Source organism: Mycoplasmopsis agalactiae PG2 (assembly GCF_000063605.1).
Lineage (GTDB): Bacteria > Bacillota_I > Bacilli_A > Mycoplasmatales > Metamycoplasmataceae > Mycoplasmopsis > Mycoplasmopsis agalactiae.
In genome coordinates this window covers 703,595-728,473 of the sequence record NC_009497.1, presented here as the reverse complement: position 1 = coordinate 728,473, position 24,879 = coordinate 703,595, and the positions used below count along the sequence as shown (strand labels likewise).

Sequence of the window (24,879 nt, the reverse complement as noted above, 5' to 3'; positions counted from 1 at the left end):
GCATACTAAAAAAATTTTATTTTTGAACACTTATCAAAAAAATGATTAAATTTTAGACCTAAAACATAATAATTATTAGTCAAAAATACCTATAAAACAGTCATATTAGTATTTATAAGCCATAAATTTATCTTGCTGATAAAATATGATATTTTTATATGGATAAAACTTAATATTATGATAAAATTTAACTATTAAATTTAATACTTTATTCAAAAGTATTGATTTTTTACTACTTTATCTGCATTTGAAAAAGATTAGAGGGAGTATTGTCAATATGCCAACATCAACAAAAGATAAATACCAAAATAAATACCCATACAAAGTTAGAAAATTCGGCCCAATGACAGAACGTCGTGATTATTCAGCTACAAAAGTTACTTGAGAAGTTCCTGACTTTTTAAATATGTCAAAAGAATCTTTTGAGTGATTCAAGAAAAGCGGAATTGAAGAAATTTTAAGAGAACATTATCCAATTGTTTCTAGCAACAAAAAGGTGTCTTTAGAATACATTCACAATTCAGCGAGACTAGAAGTACCACCTAAAGAATATGATGCAATCATCGAAGCAAAAGCTAAAGGCATCAACTATGCTGCCAAGCTTTTTGCTAAATTTAAGGTAACATCTGACAAAGGTGTTGTTAAAGATGATGAAGTTTTACTTGGTGAAGTTCCACTTATGAACTCAGGTGGAAGTTTTATTATCAATGGTAGTGAAAAAGTTATAGTTAGTCAGTTAATTCGTTCACCTAGTGCCTACTTTGGTTGTGGTGTTCGTAACAAGCAATCTGATGACTTGTTTAACAAGCTAGAAATTTTGCCTAGATTAGGTTCATGAGTTGAAATTTCACACAAAGTTACTACTAAAAACCCTGATTCAGTAAAAATCAAAATTGACAAAAACAAAAACATTAACCTTGCTGTGTTTTTAGGCGCCCTTGGTCTTAATGAAGAAAATATTCACAGTCTTTTTGGTAACTCTCCAGAATTAGAAGAGACCTTACTTAGAGATAAGAGTCTTAAATCAAGCGAAGATCCTATGACAGTTATTCAAAACTGTAGAGAAATTTTATTTAGAACAATTCGTAGAGGGGATTTGATGACTGAAACATCAGCAGCAAATCTTTTACCATCGCTTTTATTTAACAAAAAACGCTACAGTTTAGGTGCAACTGGTAGATACAAACTTAACAAAAAATTAAGTCTTATTGACCGTATTACCGAAACATATTTAGGTCAGGATTTAGAAATTAAAGATGAAAACGGCGAAGTAATGTTCTTAGAAAAAGGAACTTTCATTGAACATAAGCTTGCTTTATTAATTCAAGAGAATTTCAATAATGGCGCATTAAAAACAACTGAAATTGAAGGAATTAATCCTGAAATTTTGTATGCCAAACTCTATAACGATCCAGCTTATCCATACTTAAAGAAGTCAAATAGAGTCGCTAAACTTTTAGTTTTTGCTAACAGAAAGAAAATGGATAAAGGTCTTGCCACTTTAGTTATTGGTAATGATCCAAAATGTGATGCGCAACATTTAATTGCTTCGGATATTATTGCTGCAATTAACTACTATTTCAATTTATTAGAAGGCATTGGCCAAGATGATGATGCCGATTCTATGATTAACAAAAGAATTGTTTCAGTTGGTGAATTGATGCAAAATCAATTAAATGTTGGTCTTTCAAAGCTAGAAAAAACAACTAGAGAAAGAATGTCAGCTAAAGAGCCTGAAAAAATCACTCCTAAAAACATCACAAACAACAAATTGGTGTCAAACCAAATGAAAACATTCTTCAATAGTTCAAAACTTTCTCAATTTATGGATCAAATTAACGCGCTTGCAGAAATTTCAAACGAAAGACGTATCACATATTTAGGACCTGGTGGTCTTAATCGTGATACAGCACAATTTGAAGTTCGTGACGTTCATGCAACTCACTATGGAAGAATATGTCCTATTGAAACACCTGAAGGACCAAACATTGGTCTTATCTTGAACCTTGCAACTTATGCAAGCGTTAATGAATATGGTTTTTTACAAACTCCATATTTCAAAGTTAATAATTCAGTAGTTGATTATGATGATGTTGTTTATTTAACTGCTGCTGATGAATTTGGTTATAACATTGCTCAATCAACTGCAACAGTTGATGATGACAACAGATTAGTTGATGAAACACTAACAATAAGGAAAAATTACACCTACATTCTAGGCAAGCCTGGTGATGTTGATTTAATTGAAGTTTCATCTAGACAAATGGTGTCAGTAGCTGCTGGATGTATTCCATTTTTAGAAAATGACGATGCTAACCGTGCACTTATGGGTTCTAACATGCAACGTCAAGCAGTTCCTTTATTAGAAACCGAAGCTGCTTTTGTCGCAACAGGTAATGAAGCTGATATCGCTAAATTTTCAGCTGCTAACTTTAGAGCAAGAAACGAAGGTAAAGTTGAATATGTTGACGGTGCAAAAATTAAAATTAGAAACAACAAAGGCACTTTAGATACATACAGCCTTAAAAACTTCCAACGTTCAAACCAAGATACTGTTATTCATCAAAAACCTATTATCAAGGTAGGTCAAGATGTTGCTAAAGGTGATTTATTAGTTGATGGTTCTAGTTTTAAAGATGGTGAGTTAGCTTTAGGTAAAAACCTTTTAGTTGCTTTCTCAACTTATAAAGGTTATAACTATGAAGATGCTATTGTTTTAAATGAGAGACTTGCTAAAAAAGATGTGCTTACTTCAATTCATATCGAAGAGCAAACTATTCAATTTAGAACTAGCAAAGCTGGTGCTGATGAATTAACTAGAGACATTCCAAACGTATCTAAATATGCAATCAGACACTTGGATGAACATGGTATTGTTTTAGTTGGTTCAGAAGTTATTCCTGGTGATGTTTTAGTTGGCCGTGTTTCTCCAAAAGGTGACGATAACCCATCTAGAGAAGAGAAATTGCTTGCTGCAATTTTAGGTCAAAGACAACTTAATGTTAAAGACACATCACTTAAAGTTAAAAATGGTCATAATGGCACTGTTATTGGTGTTGAAATTCTAAGTAGAGAAAACAAAGACCTGCTTGAAGATGGCATTGATATGATTGTTAAAGTATCAATTGCTGTAAAACGTAAAATTCGTGTTGGTGACAAGATGTCTGGTCGTCATGGTAACAAAGGTGTTGTTTCAGTTATTCTTCCGGAAGAAGATATGCCTCACTTAGAAGATGGAACCCCTATTGATGTTATGCTTAATCCTCAAGGTGTACCTTCACGTATGAACATTGGTCAAGTATTAGAAGTACACTTAGGTATGGCTGCTAGAAGTTTAGGTTGCAAATTTGTTACACCTGTATTTGATGGTGTTAAAAAAGAAGCTATCCAAGATGTTATTTCTGAAGCTGGATTACCATTATCAGGTAAGCAAACTTTAATTGACCCTATTACAGGTGAAAAATTTGATAACCCTGTGTCAGTTGGTGTTATGTATATGTTCAAGCTTAACCACATGGTTGATGACAAGATGTATGCTCGTAGTGTCGGCCCATATTCACTTATTACTCAACAACCACTTGGTGGTAAGAGTCAAAATGGTGGTCAAAGATTTGGTGAAATGGAAACATGAGCGATTGAATCTTATGGTGCTTCAAACGTATTACAAGAAATTCTTACATACAAATCAGATGACATTGTAGGACGTAATCAACTATATACATCACTAGTTACTGGCAAAGACTTACCAACTCCGGGTATTCCTGAATCGTTTAATGTGTTGAACTATGAATTAAATGGACTAGGAATGAAATTAGATATTACAACTGCAAATAATGAAGAAGAAGATGAAGAAGCCCAACAATACTTTAACATAAGCAATTCAGTTGGTAATGAGGGAGACTATAATGAGTAGTTTTAATAAAAAAATAGCTAAAGACATTAAGAAAATTAAAATATCATTAGCAGCTCAAGACGATGTTAAAAATTGATCATGTGGTGAAGTAACTAAGCCTGAGACAATTAACTATAAGAGCTATAAACCAGAACGTGATGGTTTATTTGATGAGCTTATTTTTGGCCCTACAACTGACTTTAAATGTCCAATTTGTGGTACTAAATATAAGAAAAGTGACGAAAACACTATATGTGAAAAGACCCCTATGTGTCAAAAATACCAACCTGTTATTTTGCCAAAAATGGTAAGAAGAAGCAGAATGGGTCACATACATTTAGAAAATCCAGTTGTGCACTTTTGATTTTTCAAAATTGACCACTCAATTATTTCTAAGTTATTAGGACTAAGAATTGCTAATTCCAATAAGACTGTTTCAAAGGGAGATTTGGAAAAATTAATCTACTACAAGAGTCATATTGTTTTAGAAGATGGTGGTCTTAAAAAATTGCAAAAGAATGCAATTATTGACATTTCAGATGCTGCTATTATTTATGCTGATGCTCTTGAAGAACTAAAAGAAAGATTTGAAAAAGACACTGAAGAGTATGAAATAATTAGCGAAGCATTAGCTGAATTAGAATCATATGCTGTTTCACAAACTGGTCAAGACTATGGTATTGACTTTTATGAATACAATGAAATTATTCATGAATTTTCTAAGGCTAAAATTTCAACTGGTTCTAAGGCTATTGAATATCTTTTAGAAAATATTGACCTAAAAGCTGAAGCTGAATTTATCGAAAGTGAAATTGAAAAAATTAATCAACACTTTGATAATAATCCAACCGCATCAATTAAAGCACAAGAGAGATCTAAACTATACAAACGTTTAGCAGTTGTTAATGCCTTTATTCACTCAGGACAAGATCCTAAGTCAATGCTTATTTATGATCTTCCTGTTATTCCAGCAGATTTGCGTCCATTAGTGCAATTAGATGGTGGCCGTCACTCAACTAGTGATGTTAATGAACTTTACCGTCGTATCATTATTAGAAACAATCGTTTGAAAAAATGAGAAGAAACTGATGCTCCTATGCTTATTAAGCAAAATGAATTTAGAATGATTCAAGAAGCAGTTGATGCTTTAATTGATAATTCTAGAAAAAAACCAGCACCGGTTACTTCAAAAGATAACCGTCCACTGAAGTCAATAAGTGACACATTAACCCGAAAAAAAGGTAGATTTAGACAAAACCTTTTAGGTAAGCGTGTTGACTATTCTGGTCGTTCAGTTATTGTTGTTGGTCCTGAATTAAAAATGCATCAAGTTGGTGTGCCACGTGAAATGGCAGCGAAATTGTTTGAACCTTGAATTATTAAAGAATTAATTAATGGCGATAGCCACATTAATTCAATTAAAGCAGGTAAAAAAGCAATTGAAAACTTAGATCCAATTATTTGACCTTATGTAGAAAAAGCTATAGAGGGCAAAGTTGTGCTTTTAAACCGTGCACCAACATTACACCGTCTATCAATTCAAGCTTATGAACCTGTGCTTATTCGTGGTAAAGCAATTAAGCTTCACCCTCTTTCATGTACTCCATTTAACGCCGACTTTGACGGTGACCAAATGGCAATCCATGTACCTATTAGTGAAGAAGCAGTTCGTGAGGCTAGAGAATTAATGTTAGCTTCTAAAAACATTTTAGGTCCTAAAGATGGTGAACCTATCATTAACCCTGCACAAGATATTATTCTTGGTCTTTACTACCTAACAATGGAAAAAGCAGCTGCTATTGATGGTGATAAAGTTGTTGGTGAAGGTAAGTTCTTCGCAACTTATGATGAGATGCTATTAGCTTATGAAAATAAGTTAGTTTCTCTTCATGCGCGTATAGCACTTCCTATTAGTGAAATTAATAAAAAGAGACTTAATTATTCACCTGAAAATAAATACATTATTTCAACTGTTGGTAAATTTATTTTCAACAGAGCATTCCCTGAAAGTTTTGAATTTATTTTTGGTAAACATGTCGAATATGTCAATAAAACAGACGCAAACGGCGAAGTTAAGCTAAGTGAAAAAGAAGTTGTTTACACTTCAAATAATAAGAATCAATTAGAACAATTCTTGCTTCCTTATGGTCAAAATTTTGCTGAAGTAATTGCAAAAATGCCACTTAATTTACCACTAAGCAAAAAAGACGTTGCTAAAATTGTACGTAGAGTTTATGACAAATATGTCGCTATTGTAACTAAGAGCGATGTAGCTAGTGTTATAAACCAAATTAATGCCAACGAAATAAATCAAATTTTTGACTTATGCGCCGAATTAAAAGACTTTAACGGCAAACCTATTGATGTAAATCATGTTGAAATTCTTGAAAAAATTATTGTTGAAGAATACAAGGCTATTTCACAAGAAATTATTGTTAGAGAAAGAACTGAAGAACCTATTTGAACAGTTAATGACTACACTAAATTATTAGAAATTGTTTGATTTAAATACACAAACATTGTTGCTAATGTTTTAGATAACATTAAAGAATTAGGTTACAAATTCTCAACAATTTCAGGTACAACAATTTCAATTAGTGACGTTATTACTCACCAAGATACTAAGAGCAGAATTGCTGAAGGTGATAAATACATCGAGCTGTTAAAAGACTACTTTGATCAAGGTTTAATGACTGACGATGAAAGATATAATGCTACTATCGCTAAGTGAGCTGCTATTAAGGACGATATTGAAAAAGACCTTAAGAAACTAACCAAGCTTTATCCAGATAACTCATTGTTCATGATGTTTAATTCTGGTGCCCGTGGTAACTCAAGTAACTTCGTGCAATTAGCTGGTATGCGTGGACTTATGAACAACAACACTAAGGTGCTTAAAGCTGATGCTGAAAACGAACGTGTGGTTCGTTCAACTGTTGAAATTCCAGTTAAGTCGTCATTTTTAAATGGTCTTACAGCTTATGAGTTTTACTCATCAACTCACGGTGCTCGTAAAGGTCTTACCGATACAGCACTTAACACAGCTAAATCAGGTTACTTAACTAGAAGGTTAGTTGACGTTGCGCAAGGAATTACAGTAAGAGAAGACGACTGTGGTACTGATTATGGCTTCCAAGTTAAAGACATTTTAGACACAAAAACCAACACTGTTATTGAAGCTTTATATGACAGAATTGAAGGAAGATTCACTAACAAAGCTATTTATGATAAAAATGGCAAATTAATCGTTGATGCTGATGAATTAATTACACCTGAAATAGCTACTGAAATTGTCGAAAACGGTATTAAAAAAGTAGAAATTCGTTCAGTGCTTTCATGTTACACACCTAATGGTGTATGTAAAAAATGTTACGGTAAAGACTTAGCTCTTAACCGTGTAGTTAACATTGGTGAAGCAGTTGGTGTTATTGCGGCTCAATCAATTGGTGAACCTGGTACTCAGCTTACCATGCGTACATTCCATACTGGTGGTGTTGCTGGTGTTGAAGATATTACTGGCGGTTTTGGTAGATTAATTGAGTTAATTGACGCCTATGATTCACCTTGAGGTCGTCCAGCTGTTATAGCTAATTACTATGGACGTATTACTGACATTAAACGTGTTAAAGAAGGCTCTGAATCAGTTGAATATGATGTTATTACACAAGAGTACAAAACTCGTGATGGCAAAGTTAATACAGTCGAGTATAAAACTAGAGCTGGTAGAAAAATTAGAGTTAAAATCAATGACAAAGTTACTCCTGGTCAAAAGATTGTGGAAGGCCCAATTGTCCTTAACAACCTTTTAAGAGTTGGTGACACACGTTTAGTGCAAAATTACATTCTTAAAGAAGTACAAAAGCTATACCGTTTACAAGGTATTACTATTAGCGATAAATACATTGAAATAATTATTCGCCAAATGCTTTCTAAGATTCTAATTACAGATTCAGGTGATTCAGATTTCTTTAATGGATCATTAGTTGATATTCATGTGTATCAAAAAGAAAGTGCTCGTTTAATTTCTGAAGGTAAAAAGCCTCCTTTTGGTGAAGTAAAAATTAAAGGTGCTAAACAAATTCCATTACTTTCAGATTCATTCCTAGCAGCTGCTTCATATCAAGAAACTCCAAAGATTTTAGTTAACGCTTCTATTAAAGCGCAAGTTGACAGACTTAAAGGACTAAAAGAAAACATTATTTTAGGCCACAAAATACCTGCCGGAACTAACTCAAACTTTGAAGAGAACGGAAAATATGACTTGCGTAATCCTAAATCATATTTTGCTGATAAATATGATCCAGATATTAAAACAGTCAAGTTTGTAGCTGATGAAAACGAAATTTTAAACATGGAACACAGAGTAGAAATTCAACATATTTTCGATGAATTTCAATCAGAAGCCTTTAATGCAAATGTAATTGAATTTACTGACGATTCTGATAATTAAAAGTAAAAACAAAGCCGAAACAAGCGTTCGGCTTTTCTTTTATGTCTATAAAATAGTCCTATACGTAAAGTTCTATAACTTTATAAAAGTTATACATTATTGCTTTTTTCTTTATAATTTAATGAACTTACAATCTAAGGAGAAATAATAATGAAATTAAAACTAAAACCAATTATTATTACTAGTGTTGTTACCTTCTCTGCTACAGTAGCTTTAGCTGTAGGACTTTCATACATTCCTTTCGGTGATAAAAAAATAGAAGCTTCAGGTAGCAAGAATTTTCAAAACGAAGTACACGGCGCTCCTGGATTACCAACAGTTGATTCAAATATTGCATCATTAGATATTACTTCACATGCTAATAATTTAGATCAGAGAAAAGCAAGTTCAAATGTTATTAAAGAAAATGAAAAAGTCAAATATGTAGCTTTAGGAGATTCAATATCTGCTGGTTTTGATTCTCACTTAGATAAAGATTATCCTGGTAATTATGATAAAGAGAAAAACGAAATTACAGGTATATCATTCCCTACATATTTAGCTTCTTTTATTCAAAGCTCGAATAGAGAAAATAATAAATTAGAATCATATACAAACTATGCTTCATCAGGCACAACTTTAGAAGACTGGAAGTTTTTACTTACTGTAGATGATAAATCATTGAAAGAGTTACAGACAAAGAATCCAACAAAATTAGCCTACTATAAGGTTAAGTTTGGGGACAACTTAATCCAAAAATCTAAAAAAATTAAAGAAGAATTACAAAAAGCCAATTTAGTTACAATCACATTAGCTGCTAATGACTTTATGGAATTAGTTTCTGAGAAATTAAAAGATCCTAAATTCTTAGAGAATATTCAAAATATCAAAGCTAATCCAACTAATGCAATAGCTAATGTTAGTGCCGCATTTCAGGACACATTCAATTTAATGAAGAAAAGAATTGATGAATTTTCTGCTGAACTTAAAAAATATGTAAAAACTGAAAACGTCAATTTTATAGGCTATCCATTGCCACTTCCTCACCTTTTTGTTTTATTAGATGGCTATTTATTTAAAAACAATAATTCATCATTAATTGTTAGCCAAATGGCCATCAATTTGTTAAATACAAATATTCAGTCTCAAGTTACTAAAAATAATTTTAATTTCATAAACTCATATGATTTTGATTTTTGAACCAAAGATTCAAATATTAATATATTATCTCCTACACTATTTGACATTCACCCTGGTAGTTTTGGCTATAAAAAAATGGCGCAAGATGTGTTCATTAAACTTATTGTTTCGGAAAGAAACGGTGATAAATTAAAAGAACAAGGCATTAACTGAGAAAATAAATATATTTATTCTGATGCCAATTCATTCTCTAAGCAATTGGAGTTTGAAAATCCATTTGATACTGTCAAAAAAGTTCTTACTAGTGATATTGATAGAGACCTTTTTAAAGAAGATGATATTTACAAAAAATTTAGCGATAAAAGAAAAAGTGGCTGAGAGTGATACAAAAAGAGAGTCTTAAATAGCTCATTAGTTAAAAATATTTTGCATGGTGCTATAGATCAATTAATTAAGTTCCCAACAGTTAAAAACGCTGACCCCAGTAGCAGATTAGCCAACTTTTTTACAAAAAACAATAATGAAAATTTAAATAAATTAAAAGAATGGATAGATAAGACTGAATTTATCCCTAATTTTTTACTAAAATCTGAGCTAGAGTTTCAAAAAACATATTGAAATAAGGACAAAAATTCGAACCATGAAAGAGCTAAACTTTTTGATTTAGTCAACATTTTCAAAAAGAATTTATTAAATGAATCTAGTTTAATTTCATTAGTTGCAGCATTCTTTAATTCAGATTTAATTCAAAAAGATAAGGATGAATTAAAAAACATAATTGAAGATTTTGCACAGAATATGATAGTGCAAAATATTGATGAAAAAATGCTCACTGATGCTATAAACAAGGCAAATGAGGCAAACTCATCAGGCACAATTAAAACTGAAAGCTTAGCAAAACTAGTTAAGTCAGTTTTAAGTAGCGAGAGCGTTAAAAAGACAATTGGTGAGTTATTTATTCATCTTGCTAATAACTCTAAAACTTATGAAAAAGCTAAATCAGTTGGCGAGCTATTACATTTAGCACTTCAAAATAGTGACATTCAAAAAATAATTAGTGATTTAGCATCAAGCCTTTTTGATGAAATTTCAAAAGAAGGCCAACTAAGCAAAGAATTTACAAACTTTGTTTTTGAGATTATTAAAGCAAATGGCGATATATTTAAAGATATCGAAGAATCTAAACTCAAAGATCTTTTATCAAAAGGTATTAAGGGTCTAAAAGCTTTAGATAAAGAATTTAATATATCGAAAACATTCATAGACTCATTATTACCTCAATTGCGGGGTAGCAAAATTTCTGACTTTAGTTTTGCTAATGTTTTAGCACAAACATGAAACAAATTAAGCAAGAATTTTGAAGGTAAAAAACTTGATGAATCATTAATCAAAATTTTTAAAATTGTTGCTGATTTAGATCTAAAAAGCAACAAAAATACATTAGAAAAAATACTTGCTAATTCGCTTAAATATTTCAATAAAGATAGTTACTTATCTAAATTAATAGCTGATAAAGTTTACTCAGCAAGCATTAATAGATTTAATGATATATTTGCAAAAAACAAATTCATATCTCTATTTGACAAAATTTTAGGCAGCTCTGAATTTTCTAAAGCAGCAAATTCATTAGTTTCAGCACTTACTGATATTGATAAAAATGAATTGGATAAAGTTAAAACTTCATCAGAATTAATTAAGATGATTTTGACCAAAACATCTGTTTTACAGTCTAATTCAGAAGTTATCAACTTAGTTAAAAAGATTCTTTCATTTGACGAAACTAAAGAATTAGTTTCTAATTTAATTGTCAAATTTGCTCCTGAGTTAAAAGATGTGATTAACTCTGAAAATGCTAATTTATTTATATCTAAATTACTGGCAAATAATGATTTCCAATGACTTTTAGAAGACTTTTTAGTTAGAGGAATTTTTGGAAGTCAAAGTGATTTATCAAACTTTAGCTTTGAAAACGCAATTAAGTCTTGACTTTCTGATACAAACAATAATTCAGCTATTATTCAAAAGATTTCGTCACTAGTTAAATCACTTGTTAAAGATGAAAAATCATTAAGATTTATTAGCGATATATTGTATTCACAAATATCTAAACTTCCAGGAATAACAAATGATATTTCTAAAGAAGAATTTACTAAATTATTTAGTATTATTTCTGACTCGTCAATTGACCAAAAAGACGTTGAAACAGCTTCAAATGATATTTTGAAAAAACTATTTGATGATGTTTCTAAGGATGGATTTAAATTTGACTTGAGCAAATTCTTTGCAGGCATTTTTAAAGCTAATGAAAAGAATCTAAACTTTTCTAGTCCAGATAACTTCTTGTTCAAAATATTTAAGTCAGTTGCTAAATCAGAGAAGGTTCAAGAAAACAAAAATACTACACAAAAATTACTTATTAATGCATTTAAGTTCACAAAGCAATCTCCTGAATTAAGAGCAAAAATTTCAGGTTATATTTTCCAAAACACCAATAAAACAAGCGAATTAGTAAACAAAGAAGATATTCAAAAGTTAATAAATGCTATTTTTGATTCAAATGAATTTGAAGTTATATTTAGTGACTTAGCTCAAAGCATTATAGGGCTTAATAAAACTGATTGAGAAGACATTAGTTCATTTGAAGATTTAGTTCAAGATGTTTTTGTTAAGTTTGTAAATATCAAAAACACTAGCTTAGGTCGAAGAGCTAATGAACTTGTTAAATCACTGTTTAAAAAAGATGACATTAAGCGTTTAATTGCTAAGATTTCATCAGGATTATTAAAGAGTTATCCTAAGATTACAAAAGATATTGACAGCAATAAACTAGAAGAACTATTTTATAGCCTTATTGGTAAATATGATGACTTGGATAAAATTTTTAAATTTGAAAACATTTATGAATCATTATTAGGTTATTTAGGATCACATATAGGCAATATTGACTTTGAAGAGTTATCTGACCAATTAAAAGATGAGTTAAACAGAATTTTTGAAAACAGTTCAATTGAAAACACAATTTTAGATTTAGCAAAAGTTTTAGTAAAAGATAATTTTGTTAAAAGTCATAAAGATACTCTAGCTAAGCTAGTTTCAAACATTTTTGATTTTGCAGAAAGCAAAAAATTAGTTTCAAGTTCTATTACAAACGAAATAATAAATGCAACTGGTGCTGCTGAAATTGAAAAACTTATTTCAAGAGATGAATTATCATCACTAGTTCATAAACTACTACAAAACAGAGCATTTAGGAACTTATTCACAAGTGCAATTAATAATTTGGCTGATTCAGAAGTTAACACTATTCAAGGATTCACAACCTTAAAACAACTTATTAATTTATTAGCTAACAAAATAATAAATAGTAATGACTTTGAACTTGTAAAACAACTTGCAAAATCATTAGTTGAAAGCAGCGAATTTACTGAACTAGTAAAAAATGCTTCAAAAGACTTCTTTGAGTTTTCTGACAGTGACATAAAAGCACTATTTAATTTATTGATTGATAGTCCTGAAATAACAGACCTTGTTAAAAACTTTTTAACTAAAGGAATTTTTGGCAATAGTGTTATGCTTGAAGACCTTTCAAGTCTTGACTTAATAATTAAAAGTTGGTTGAAAGATAGCAATACAAATGATTTATCTGAAAAACTTGAAAAATTCTTTGCATCAGTGCTTCAAAAAGATGAAGTTGCTACCATTTTTGCTAGATCTTCATTTAATGCAGCCAAAAAATATGGCGAAGTATTTGAAAATATTACTTTAGATGAATTTACACAGTTTATTAAAGATTTATTTAAAGTATTACCAGAGTTAGGCCAAAAATTAAAATTAAGAGAATACTTTGTTGAAGAGCTATTTGAAGAGCTAAAAAATAATGGCTCAAGAGCTAGTTTAAAGAAAGTTTTTGATAATTACATTGAAAAACTTAAGGTAAGCTTAACTAACGATCAATGAGATAAAAACTTGTTAGATTTAATCAAAGCAGTTAGCTCAAAATCATTAACACAAAATAACAAAGCAATGCTTACTAAACTTATTGACAATACAATTAAGAAAGTATTTACAAACGAAAACTTTAGTAAGGATTTAGGAAACAAGATTTTTGAATCTTCAGCAGATATTAAAACTTTTGCATCACAAAGTGATTTTGTAAATCTAATTCAAAAATCATTTAAGAGTGAACATTTCCAAAAATTATTTAAATCACTAACTGATGAATTGCTTTCAATAAGTGCTGATGATGTAAATAAAGCTACTTCCGTTAAATCATTGCTTGATAAAGCTGTTAAGTCTTTAGCTAGCAAAAAAGCAACAGATGATTTAATTAAGTTTGCTAAAGAATTTATCAATTTTGATGAAACAAGCAATATACTTAAAAACTTGCTTAATTCACTATGCGGCACAAAAGGCGCTGTTGATATAAGCATTGAAAAGATTAAAGAACTTATAAACTATCTTGCTGATGATAAAGACTTGCAAGAATTATCACTTTCATTACTAGCTAATGGCTTTTTCTCTGACAAGATGCGCATCAATGATTTTAATGACTATGATAAGTTAATTAAAACTTGGTTGGCTGATCAAACTGTTAGAAATAAAGTTGTTGAAAATGTAAAGAACATAATTAAGAAAGCTTTTGCTAAAGATTCTATTCGATATACATATGCAACATTAATATATAAATTAATGAAAAATGAAAGTGCACTAATAAAGGATATTAATGAAAAAGACTTAATAGCCTTAATTAGTGATTCACTTCAAAATTATGACAAGGTAAGCAATGTTTTAGAACTTGATAAATGATTCTTTAGCGGCGTTTTTGATGAAATAGCTAAAAACGGCACAAAGATTAATAGTAAAGCTATTGAAGAGCTTGCAACTAAGAGTCCAAAAGATAAATTCAGTGTGCAAAATTGAGAAAAAACTGCAATTGACTTAATTAAATCACTTGTAACAACTGAAATAGTGCTTAATCATGAAGACACAATTGGCCAATTTGTAGCAAATATATTTAACTATGCTGCAGGGACAAAAGAAGCTGGATCAATGATATATGATCAGCTTACTAAGTCTTTTGGATCAGACAAAATTAGCAAGTATATTTCTAAGGATGATTTTAACTCGCTAGTCAAATCAATTTTTGTTAAGAATCATAAAGTTATTGCTTCAATAATGAGAAATGTTACTCTTACAATGAAGCAAGATGTTTACAAATATCACAATGCTAACACTATTGCTGATGTTCTTAAAATATATTTAGATAGCAAAGACAAGATTTATCTAATTTCAAAAGATTTTTCAGTAATTCTAGAAAGCTTTTTAAAAGAGAATGCAGTTAAAAGTCTTATTGAAAAATTACTCAGTACACAACTAAGTCATTATAAAATTGATGTAAATAGTGAGCAAAACAAAGCATTTTTCAAGGATTTATTGAATGAACTACCTTCATTAATTAATGACTTGCACATTATTCCAAATGTGCTAAATGGTATTAGTAATGGATTAAATAAACACAAATCATTAACTGATTTATTCTCTGAAATATTAGGCCTAACAACTAAATCATTAAACTTTGAAGACTTTAGTTTCATGAGAAGAATTCTTAATTCTTCAACTTTAGAAAAACATCACAAAGTTTTAGGCGAAAACTTAAAGAAAATTGCTGAAGGGGCTTCAAGTGATGATACTTTGGTAAACAAATTCATTGATGATTTTGGCCTTGCTAAATTATTATCATCAAAAGGCATTACTGAACAAGATGCTAAAGATTTCTTCAAGTCAATGCTTAAATCAGGCAACACAAAAGGCGCATTAGACTTATTTATAGGCAAATTATTTGATGATACAAGCAAATTAAAAGATGTTGATTCATGGCCAAAACTTATTTCAACATTATTTAAATCTGTTGAAGAAAGCAAAGCAAAAGAGCATATTAAAAAATGAATCATTGACATTGTTAATACAAAAGATAGCAAGCTATTTAAAGTAATGGCAATGATAACAATTGATTCATTAAATAGTGATGGTTATAAAATTCCTGTTGATAAAGAATTAGATAAATTAAGCAAATTCTTTGAATCAATTTCAAAGGCAGTTGTTGGCCAAAACACCAATGGAACAGGCTCAAACGGTCAAATTATTGAGATATTTAACGATGTTATTGATAGTGTGTTTACAGCTTTAAAAGAACTTAAAGATAATGATGATGTCTTTACTAAAATTGCTGAAGCAGCAAAAAATGGCGCGCTTAAATTTATAAGCAATGGCAATGTTATTTCAATTGCCAAGGTATTTGATAACATACCTAAATTTGAAAAACTTTTAGAAAAAGTTGATGCTAAATCATATGCTGACTTTATTAACATTATGTTTAAATATGCACCAGCTGATGAAAATAAAGGCTTATTCAATGCTATATTTAACTCGGAAAAGTCAAAAGGGAACTCATCATTAGGGGCTCGTGGCTTCTGAGGCGTTATTAGAGGCAAGGTTCAACATTTGATTTCAGCATTTGTTACACCATTAATGAAGAACTATGTTGATGAATTAGAAAAATCCGAAAAAGTCTATAAAACAGCACAAGAAGTAAAAGAAAATGTTGAAGGCTATCAAGCCCTTTGAAGAGTTTATGCATCTTTAGCTTCAATTTTATATTCAAACACACCTAGCGGATTATTTTGAAATGCAACAAATCTTACTTCTGAGGCATTTTTAAGAGAAGGATATAGAATGGCTTTTCAAAAAGCAATTCAGGATAAAGATTTAAAGAAATACAAAGACAATTACTCTGCAGTTGGACTAGTAGGTGAAAAGGTAGTAAATCCTGAGTTTTGAGCAGGAGTTTCTAGACTACGTCATAGTTCAACTAGTTATTGACTAAAAGACTCTTATTACGCACGTGATTATGTGTTGATTTATATCTATTACAAAGACTCTAAAGATACAAAATACAATGGTCAAAAAACCAAAAAACAAGCTCTTATTGAAGATCTAAAAAAAGGTTTTATGCCAGTTGACCCACAACCTAAATAATTGATTATTAAAATTCAGTTTGCAAGAACAAAACTTATTCAATGACAAATTGTTTCCAGCAATGTAAAAGTATTTTACAAGTCAGCACAAGAGGCAAGATATTTTAATTTCATTACATTAAAAAACTAAAAAGCTCCGCAAAGACAAACGGAGCTTTTTAGCTTGATATTTTTATAAATTTTTTAAAGAGATAAACAAATAATCAAAAAGAAAATCCGGCCTTTTAGATCAAATACATTAAAATTTTAACATTTTAAGCAAATAATTAAAATAGTATGAAAACATTTACATATAAAAGTTAAAAAAGCTGATTTTTCGCCCTTAAACTTCGAAAGTTTAAGGGGGGGGGGTAGAATTTAGGTAAGACTTATATTTCATTAGGGGAGAAAAATAATGCGAAAGAAATTATTACTAAGTAGTGGAATATTGGCTTTATCTTCACCATTATTATCATCTGCATGTTATGTTGCAAATGTTTGAGACAAACCCGCAGATAATCATGGTTATTGAAAAAATCCACCCAATCACAGTGGTTCAAATGCTACCAAACTTGTCATAATCAAAGAAGATGATTTTGATGCTAAACATATAAATATGGCAGTTAATAAAATTTTAGAAGACAACTTAAAACTTAATTTAGCGAAGTTGAATGAATTAAAAGCTGCAAATGTAATAGCTAAGATTTTTGATGATACATATACTGATGCAATCAAAGAAATCGAAAGAAAAGCAAGAGCTGTTGAAGCCAGAGAAGCAGTCAAGGTTGATGCTGAAATCTGATTAACTGAACATTTGATTTCAGCTTCTGATATTACAGGTGAATTATTTGCTTTATTGACTAAAGAAATTAACAAAGCAAGTATTGAAAAAGCAAAAAAAGCTGACTTGGATAAACAGCAAGAGTGAGTTGATGCCTTGCTTAAGGAAATTAAAGACTTAAATGAACAAGTAGCATCAGAAATGAATGCTTATTCTATTGCTAAAAAAGAAGAGTATGCGTCGAGAGTAACTGGTGAATTATTTAGCAATGATCATCTTAAGGAAATTGAAAAAGCTAAAAGAGATAAAGAAATTAGTTCAAAAATCTATAATGATTCAGCTTCAGGTTTAGATATTAATATTCACTGAACTAAAGAAGATTTAGAGAGATGAACTAACAAAGTTCTAAGAGACAACTGAGACTTAAATAAAGGCACATTGGACAAAATTGTGTCTGCTGATATTACTGGCAAAATTTTTGATGACACTTATACAGATGCAATCAAAGAAGCGTTAGAAAGAAAAGCAAGAGCTGAAGAAGCCATAGAAGCTGTTAAAGCTGAAGCTGAAATTAAATTAATTGATCATAAAGTTTCAGCTTCGGATATTACAGGTGAGTTATTTAGCGACGAACATCAAAAATGGGTTGAAAAAGTCAAAAATAATATTAAGACAAGAATTTACAAAGACTCAAAATCAGGTCTTGATATAGACTTACATCCTACAGATGCTCAAATTGAATCAGAAAATAAACGTTTAGATGATGAAGCTAAAAAGATTATTGCTAATAATAGAAGAGTTAACAAAGAATTTGTCAAGAGCTGACTAAATGACTATAAAAACCGAATTTTTAGAGATAGTCCAAGTGGCCTTGACATAAACTGATATTCAAGTGATAAAATGCCTAATAGCAGTGCTATTAGCGAAATCTCTATAGATGATATCAATAAAGAATTTCTTAAGAATTTTGCCCTAGAGAGACTTTTATCTTCACCAGAAGGCATAAGTGAAGAAGATGCAAAAGAAGCATTATCAAATGTTTTTGATTCTGAAAATAAAGATGAAGTTATAAGCTCATTTGTTAATAGCTTCTTTAAAAATGATGAAAAGTTCAAAAATATTAAATCATACTCGAAACTGCTTTCTGAATTAATATCAAAAACAGATGATAGAAGAGTTAGATCTCATATTAAGCTATGATTAATTAAAAATGCATATGATGACAGAACCAAACTATTTGATGAGATGGCTAAAGCTCTCATTGCTAAATTTAATAAAAATCACTATAGGATTCCAGATGATAAGATGCCAAAAATTAGCTGGTTCCTTAAGTCAATAACTAGATATATTGTTTCAAGCACAAACCAAAATGACCAAGAAACCGGACAGTTACCTCAAATTTTTAATGACATTACTGATGGCATTATAAATATGTTGAAATCATTAAATGAGAGTGATAATATTCTTGCAAAAACTGCTGAGGGAGCTGAAAGTGGTGAGTCTAAATTCATAACTGAAAATGGATTTATATCATTTGCTAAGGTATTTGAAAATGTAAATATATTCAAGAAAATATTTGAAAATACTAACCATAGAGCATATGCTGATTTTGTCAACATTATGTTTAAGTATGCTGATGGTTTTGATGATAAAGGACTATATCACGAAATTTTTAACTCTGGCAAAAGAACAAAACTAGCTAAATCATTATGATTAGAAAAGGGTAGTGTTGGTCTTGTACATCATGGTATTTTCAAAATTATGTCAGAGTTTATAAAACCATTAATCAAAAATTATGTTAATGAGTTATATGAATCTACTGAAATTTACACTGATCCTCAAGATGTAAAAACAAAGGTTGAAGGATACCAAGCTGTATGAAGAATGTATACTGCATTTGCAGCAATATTGTACTCAAATAGATTACCAATCGTATACTGACAATTAGATGATGGAACTTCTGAATCTTACTTAAGAAAAATGGTCGAAGAAGAGTTTGAAAGTGCAGTTAGAAAGAAAGAATTAAGCAAATACGATGGCCACTATAGAGCAATTGGATTAGTAAATAATTATAGTGTTAACCCTAGGTTCTGAGCTGGTGTATCTGATTATGAACTAAATTCAACAGATGAAAGACAAAATAATTGAAAATATGCCCGTGACTATGTGCTTAATTATATTTACTACCATGATAAGTATGATGAGTCATACAATCCAGGCAAAACTAAACGCATGGTATTAATAGAGGACTTGAAAAAAGGCTATATGCCAGTTATTCCTAAATGAACAAGCTAACACAATTAAGCGTCTAAAAAACAAGGCGCTTTTTTGTTTTAAATTTATAATTAATATATGAACAAAGGCGAATTTAAAAATAGATTAGTAAAGTATTTAGAGGCTGAAGGAGTTTCTAGATATGAATCTAATATTGCTAAAATGATGGAAGCAGAAATAAACCAAAACAACTGTTTTACAGTATCTTATGATAATTTTGGCTCTATTATTTTTCACAAAAAATCAAAGTATCCAAATGCACCAAAATTTATGGTTGCTGCTCACATGGATGAAGTTGGCTTTTTAGTTAAAGGCATACATGAAAACGGACAGATCAAGCTTAGCTCTGTTGGTGGCTTATGACCTAGTGTTGTAATTGGCACTAAGGCAGTTTTAATTAATTCTAACGGCAAAAGATTTAACGGTGTTTTTGGCCACACATCAATTCATATTATGGAAGCGGAAAAAAGATCCAAAGCATTAACTATGGATGATTTATATGCTGATTTTGGATTCTTTTCAGAACAAGAAGCCAAGGACAATGGAATTGAAGTAGGCAATGTTGTTTTAATGACTGGCGAAACAGTTTATTTAGATAATCCTGATTTATTAGCTGGTAAAGCAATGGATAATAGAGCTGGCGTATGTGTTTTAGAATACATTGCTAAAGAATTAGAAAATGTGGATTTAGGTGTTGATTTATATCTAGTTGGCACTGTACAAGAAGAAGTAGGAACTAGAGGGGCTAAAACTAGTGTTTCGTTAATTAATCCTGAATTTGCTATAGCGCTTGATACAACTAGCACTCATGATACAGTTGGTACAATTAAGGGCACAACTGTAATTGGCAAAGGTGCTGCTATAAGAGTAAAAGATGGCGGAATGATGGCTAATCCACAATTGGTTGAATTTATGTGTAAAATAGGCAGAGAAAACAATATTAAGCACTATAAATTTATCTCAATGGGTGGTGGCACTGATGCTGCTGAATTGCAATATGCTAAGGGCGGCGCAATTACTTTAACTATTTCGCTTCCTCAAAGATATTTACACTCACCAATAGGCCTAATATCAATTAATGATTTAATTGATTCAGCTAACTTAATAGCACAGACCATAAAAGCTATTAATGCTGATGTTTATGCTACAATATTTAAATATAAATAAAATTACAAGTTTAGGAGATTTTCATTAAATGGTTTCAACAGGCGCGTGAGTTGGTATAGTTATTGGAGTAGCGCTTTTCCTTGGCATAGTTGGCGGTTTTATTGGCTTTTTTGTAGCAAGAAAGATTTTTGAAAAGCAAATTCGTGAAAATCCCCCAATTACCAGAAATATGATAAAAGCAATGTTTGCACAGATGGGAAGAAAAGCATCTGAGTCACAAATAAATGCTGTCATGCGTTCAATGACTAATGCCAAAAATGCAGAAAAGAAATAATAATTAACATTTTAAGCAGGATAATACCTGCTTTTTTAATTGCTGTTGCTTTAATATTGATTGTTTTTAAGATTTATATTGTTGCAGGAGCTTAATTATAGTTTTCATTGATTAAACAAATAAAAAACCACAAATTTCAAAAATAATATGGAAAATTTGTGGAAAAATAAGCCAAAACAAAAGCTTTTGGGGGGGGGATATTAAAATATATATAAGTTTAAATATTTATATTTGGAGTTCACAGTGAAAAAGAAATGATTACTAAAAGGCGGTTTAATTGCCTTGTTTTCACCATTATTATCTTCAGCCTGTTTTGTGCAAAACAGTGATAAACCAACTGATCCTGCTAACAGGGTGCCTGTAGATGGAGGTACTCCATCTGGCGGGGGAAATAACGGTCAACCTGGCAACAGTACACAGCCTGGTAATGGCGACCAATCTGGCGGTGGAACTAGACCAGGAGATAACAGTCAAGCTAGATTTGTTAATTCATGAGATGAAATTTTTAATGATAGCCCAACTGGTTATGATATTTTCTGACATCCAAGTAAAGATGAGTTAGAAAAAGAAGAAAAACGCTTAGATGATGAAGTTAAGAAAATATTAGATGAAAATAAGAAAATCAATGAAAAAATATTCAATGAATTTATTAAGAGTCACATAGATTCAATTTTCAGAGACAGCGCAACTGGTATGGATATTACTTTACATCCAAGTAAAGATGAGTTAGAAAAAGAAGAAAAACGCTTAGATGATGAAGTTAAGAAAATATTAGATGAAAACAAGAAAATCAATGAAAAAGTATTCAAAGAATTTGTTGCTAATGCATGACATGCTATTTTCAGAGACGATGTAACTGGTAGTGAAATAAGTAAAGTAAGTCTTTATGACTATGAAACTATGAGTGACAAAGCTTTAAATAAATTAAAAGCTCATTTTATGAATGTAAAAGAATACTTTGACAACATAGTTTCATCATCAGATAAAGCTAGTGAATCATTAGGAAAACAATATGAAGCTTATATCAGCAATCTTAAAAATGAGTTAGAAACTAACAAAAAGTCAATTGAAAAGAAAATTGCTGAGAATAAATCTAAACTTAATTACTTAGAAAAAGAAAAATTAGTAAAAGCTAAAGTTGAATTAGCTGAAACTAAAGAATCTAAGAAAGATATCTTAGACTTGCTTGAAGGTGCTAAAGAAGAAAAAAGCAACTATGAAAGTGAAGCTAAAATTGCAAATGAAGAAGTTGCAAAAATTAAAGTATTTGGCGACAAGATTGATGCTTTAGAAAAGCAAATCAAGGAATCAGAAGCAAAAATTGAGAAAATTTCTTCTGATGTTAAGAAAAAAGATGTATTTAGTCAATTGCTCAAGAGTTTTTATCAATCTTCATATGAACTTAAGAAACAAATTAAATATCTTGAAGACAGAATTAAAGACAAGAACAGCAATAATTTCTCAGAAGAGTTTTACTTTAATAATGAAGTGAAATTTAACTATGAATTAATTTCTGAATGAAACAAAGCAATTGAGCGGGACAACGAAGAGCTCACTGAGTTACAAAATGAAATTAATACGTTCTTAAAAGTTAACGCAAAAGCAATTGAGGAAATCAACAAATTAATTGATGAAGCTAATAAAGAAGGCCATAATAAAGACAATTTAGCTAGCGAATTAGAAAAATTAAATGAGCAAGTAAAAGCTTTGACTAAGAATTCTAAAGACTGAAGAACATATTTGGATTCTAAATCTAAAGAAGCTGAAAAGTATAATGATAATGTAGCCACATATGATAAAGATATAGAAAAATTAAATGTTCATATGGCAACAGGCGAAAAAGAAGAAGCTGCAGGGACACAAGTTGTAAAAGAAGCTGAAGAAGATTTAGCACAATTAAAAGAAGAAGAGAGAAAACTTGAATCTGAACTTGCTAAATTACTTGAAAAAGAAAAAATAATATCTGTTTTAGAAAAAAACAAAGATAAAAATAATGACAGCTTTGATAAATATGTCTTTAAATATGAAATCCAAAGTGATAAAGTTGCTGATGAAATAGAAAAAATTGAGAAGGCACTCGAAAAACGCAAGCAAGAAAGAATCAAAAAGATTCTTACAGGCGTATCAGAAATCACTAAAGAATTATTCAGCGATGAGTTCTCTAACTTAGTTAAAGAAGCTGTTGAAAGATATAAAAAACATGGTGATAAGCATGCATCTGAATCGGCAAAAATGACTGCTGAGTTATTCTAAGATCCCTATAAAAAAGCCGTAGAGGAAGTTAAAGCAAGAATCTACAGAGACTCAAAATCAGGCTTAGATATTAATGCTTATCTAACTAAAGAACAAATTGACAAAATTGTTAAAGATTATCTAGCTGAAAACTGGAGAAATAATAAAGTAAAATTCGATGAATATTTAGCAGCTAAAGAAACTGAAGAAATATTTGGAAATGGATATGCCAAAGCAATTGAAGAAGTTAAAGCAAGAATCTATAGAGATTCAAAATCAGGATTAGATATTGATATTCATCTAACTCAAGCAGAAATTAATAAAATAGTTAAAAAATTCTTAGAAGAAAACAAAGAGTTAAATAAAAGTGAGTTATCTTTAAAGATAGACTTATTAAAAGCCAAAGAATCTGAGATGCTTGCAAGTCTAACAAAAATCGAAAATGATACAAACAGCAGTGAACTAAGAATAAAGAGCGAAGTAGAAACAAAAATTAAAGAAATTAACAATACTTTTGAAATGAAAAAGAAAGAGCTCGAAAAGCTTGAAAAAGAGAATGATAAAAATCTTGATGCTTTGATAAAAAATAAAGATCTTAACAGTGAAGTTATTTTAGCTAGTGAGTCATTAAAAGAGTTAAATGAGTTACTTTACTGATGCTAAAGCATTAGCTCTAGAAAATGAAGAATTAATTAATGCTGTAAACCAAGATACCAAAAAAGGCAATGAATTAGACATAAAAATAAAGGAATTAGAATCAGAGTTAAAAAGAATTGATGACTTAACTAAAACAAATATTGAAATGATAAAAAGAGAAATTAAGTCGCACTATGAGAATGCAATTAAAGAAGAAATTGAACTATTAGATACACTATACGAAGAGAACGAATTTTTATATGAACTAATTGAAGAACTAAAGTCTGAAAAGAATCCATCAGATCAGTGATATTACAATAATAGAGAAAGAGATGGTTTTAATCACCAACATATTGCAAGGCTAAAAGATGCAATGTGAAGCAACGATGAAGAATTTGATAGAGTTGTTAAATTAACATATGAGTTAGAAAACTATAGCAATATGATGATGGTTGAACTAGACAAAATAAAAGAAGAAATAGAAATTGAAAGAGCTAAAAGACCTACTATAGAAAGCAATATTTCTAAAGCAAGGTTAGAAAAGGCAAAAGTTGATAAAGCTATTTTAGATAGAAATAAAGAGTTTACCAGAGCTAAAGAGCTATTAGTGTTGTACAACAATGACATTAGCAATATTGAAACGAACATAAAATTAGCTACTGAAAAACACGAAAAATTAGTTGCACAACTAAGGGTACATAATGAAAAAATGAGTGAGTATGTAGCTAAAAAAGCTAAAATTGAAGAATCAAATAAAGAATTAGAAGAATCAACTAGAAAAGCTTTGAGTGAAATTGAGAGTCAGTTTGAAAAGCAAATTTTGGAATTAGATAAAAATGCCTATGAATTAGAAGAAAAGAAAAATTCAGAACTTAAGGAATTGTCTAAGGAAATTGACTTGTATGAAAAAGCTATTAAGGAAATAGAAGCTAATTAAAAAAGTCAAACAAAAATATGGGTTATTCATCCCATATTTTTGTGTAATAAAAACAGAATAATAATTCAATTAATTTGTTAATAAATTTTAACAAATAATAAGAT

General features: G+C 30.2%; 8 protein-coding genes and 1 pseudogene. All 9 read left to right on the top strand.

Annotated features, from left to right (window positions below; all coding sequences use genetic code 4):
• Nucleotides 1–277: 277 nt before the first annotated feature.
• The gene (rpoB, locus tag MAG_RS03120) at nt 278–3,913 is read left to right on the top strand and encodes a DNA-directed RNA polymerase subunit beta (protein WP_011949769.1); all 3,636 of its coding nucleotides are present in this window, start codon (nt 278–280) and stop codon (nt 3,911–3,913) included.
• Entirely contained in the window at nt 3,906–8,342 is a 4,437-nt protein-coding gene (locus MAG_RS03115; protein ID WP_011949768.1) for a DNA-directed RNA polymerase subunit beta', read from the top strand. Before rpoB ends, MAG_RS03115 begins: the two co-directional genes overlap by 8 nt.
• Before the next feature lie 150 nt (nt 8,343–8,492).
• Complete coding sequence (milA, locus tag MAG_RS03110) at nt 8,493–16,496, top strand: multifunctional lipase MilA (protein WP_011949767.1); 8,004 nt, start codon at nt 8,493–8,495, stop codon at nt 16,494–16,496.
• Between the two features lie 393 nt (nt 16,497–16,889).
• Complete coding sequence (locus MAG_RS04135) at nt 16,890–19,550, top strand: MAG6090-like repeat-containing lipoprotein (protein ID WP_011949766.1); 2,661 nt, start codon at nt 16,890–16,892, stop codon at nt 19,548–19,550.
• Between the two features lie 57 nt (nt 19,551–19,607).
• Complete coding sequence (locus MAG_RS03100; protein WP_011949765.1) at nt 19,608–20,696, top strand: M42 family metallopeptidase; 1,089 nt, start codon at nt 19,608–19,610, stop codon at nt 20,694–20,696.
• 28 nt (nt 20,697–20,724) lie between these two features.
• Nucleotides 20,725–20,970: a YneF family protein gene (locus tag MAG_RS03095; RefSeq protein WP_004024010.1), complete on the top strand. Its 246-nt coding sequence runs from the start codon at nt 20,725–20,727 to the stop codon at nt 20,968–20,970.
• Nucleotides 20,971–21,213: 243 nt separating this feature from the next.
• Nucleotides 21,214–23,223 (top strand): MAG6090-like repeat-containing lipoprotein, encoded by a 2,010-nt coding sequence (locus tag MAG_RS04710; RefSeq protein ID WP_011949763.1) that lies wholly within the window; start codon nt 21,214–21,216, stop codon nt 23,221–23,223.
• Nucleotides 23,224–23,514: 291 nt separating this feature from the next.
• Nucleotides 23,515–23,865, top strand: a pseudogene (locus MAG_RS04705) (hypothetical protein); the annotation flags it as partial.
• Nucleotides 23,843–24,775 carry a hypothetical protein gene (locus MAG_RS04700; protein ID WP_011949761.1) on the top strand — a complete coding sequence of 311 codons (933 nt, stop codon included), beginning with the start codon at nt 23,843–23,845 and terminating at the stop codon, nt 24,773–24,775. The pseudogene MAG_RS04705 and the gene MAG_RS04700, both read left to right, overlap by 23 nt.
• The last annotated feature ends 104 nt before the right edge of the window (nt 24,776–24,879 follow it).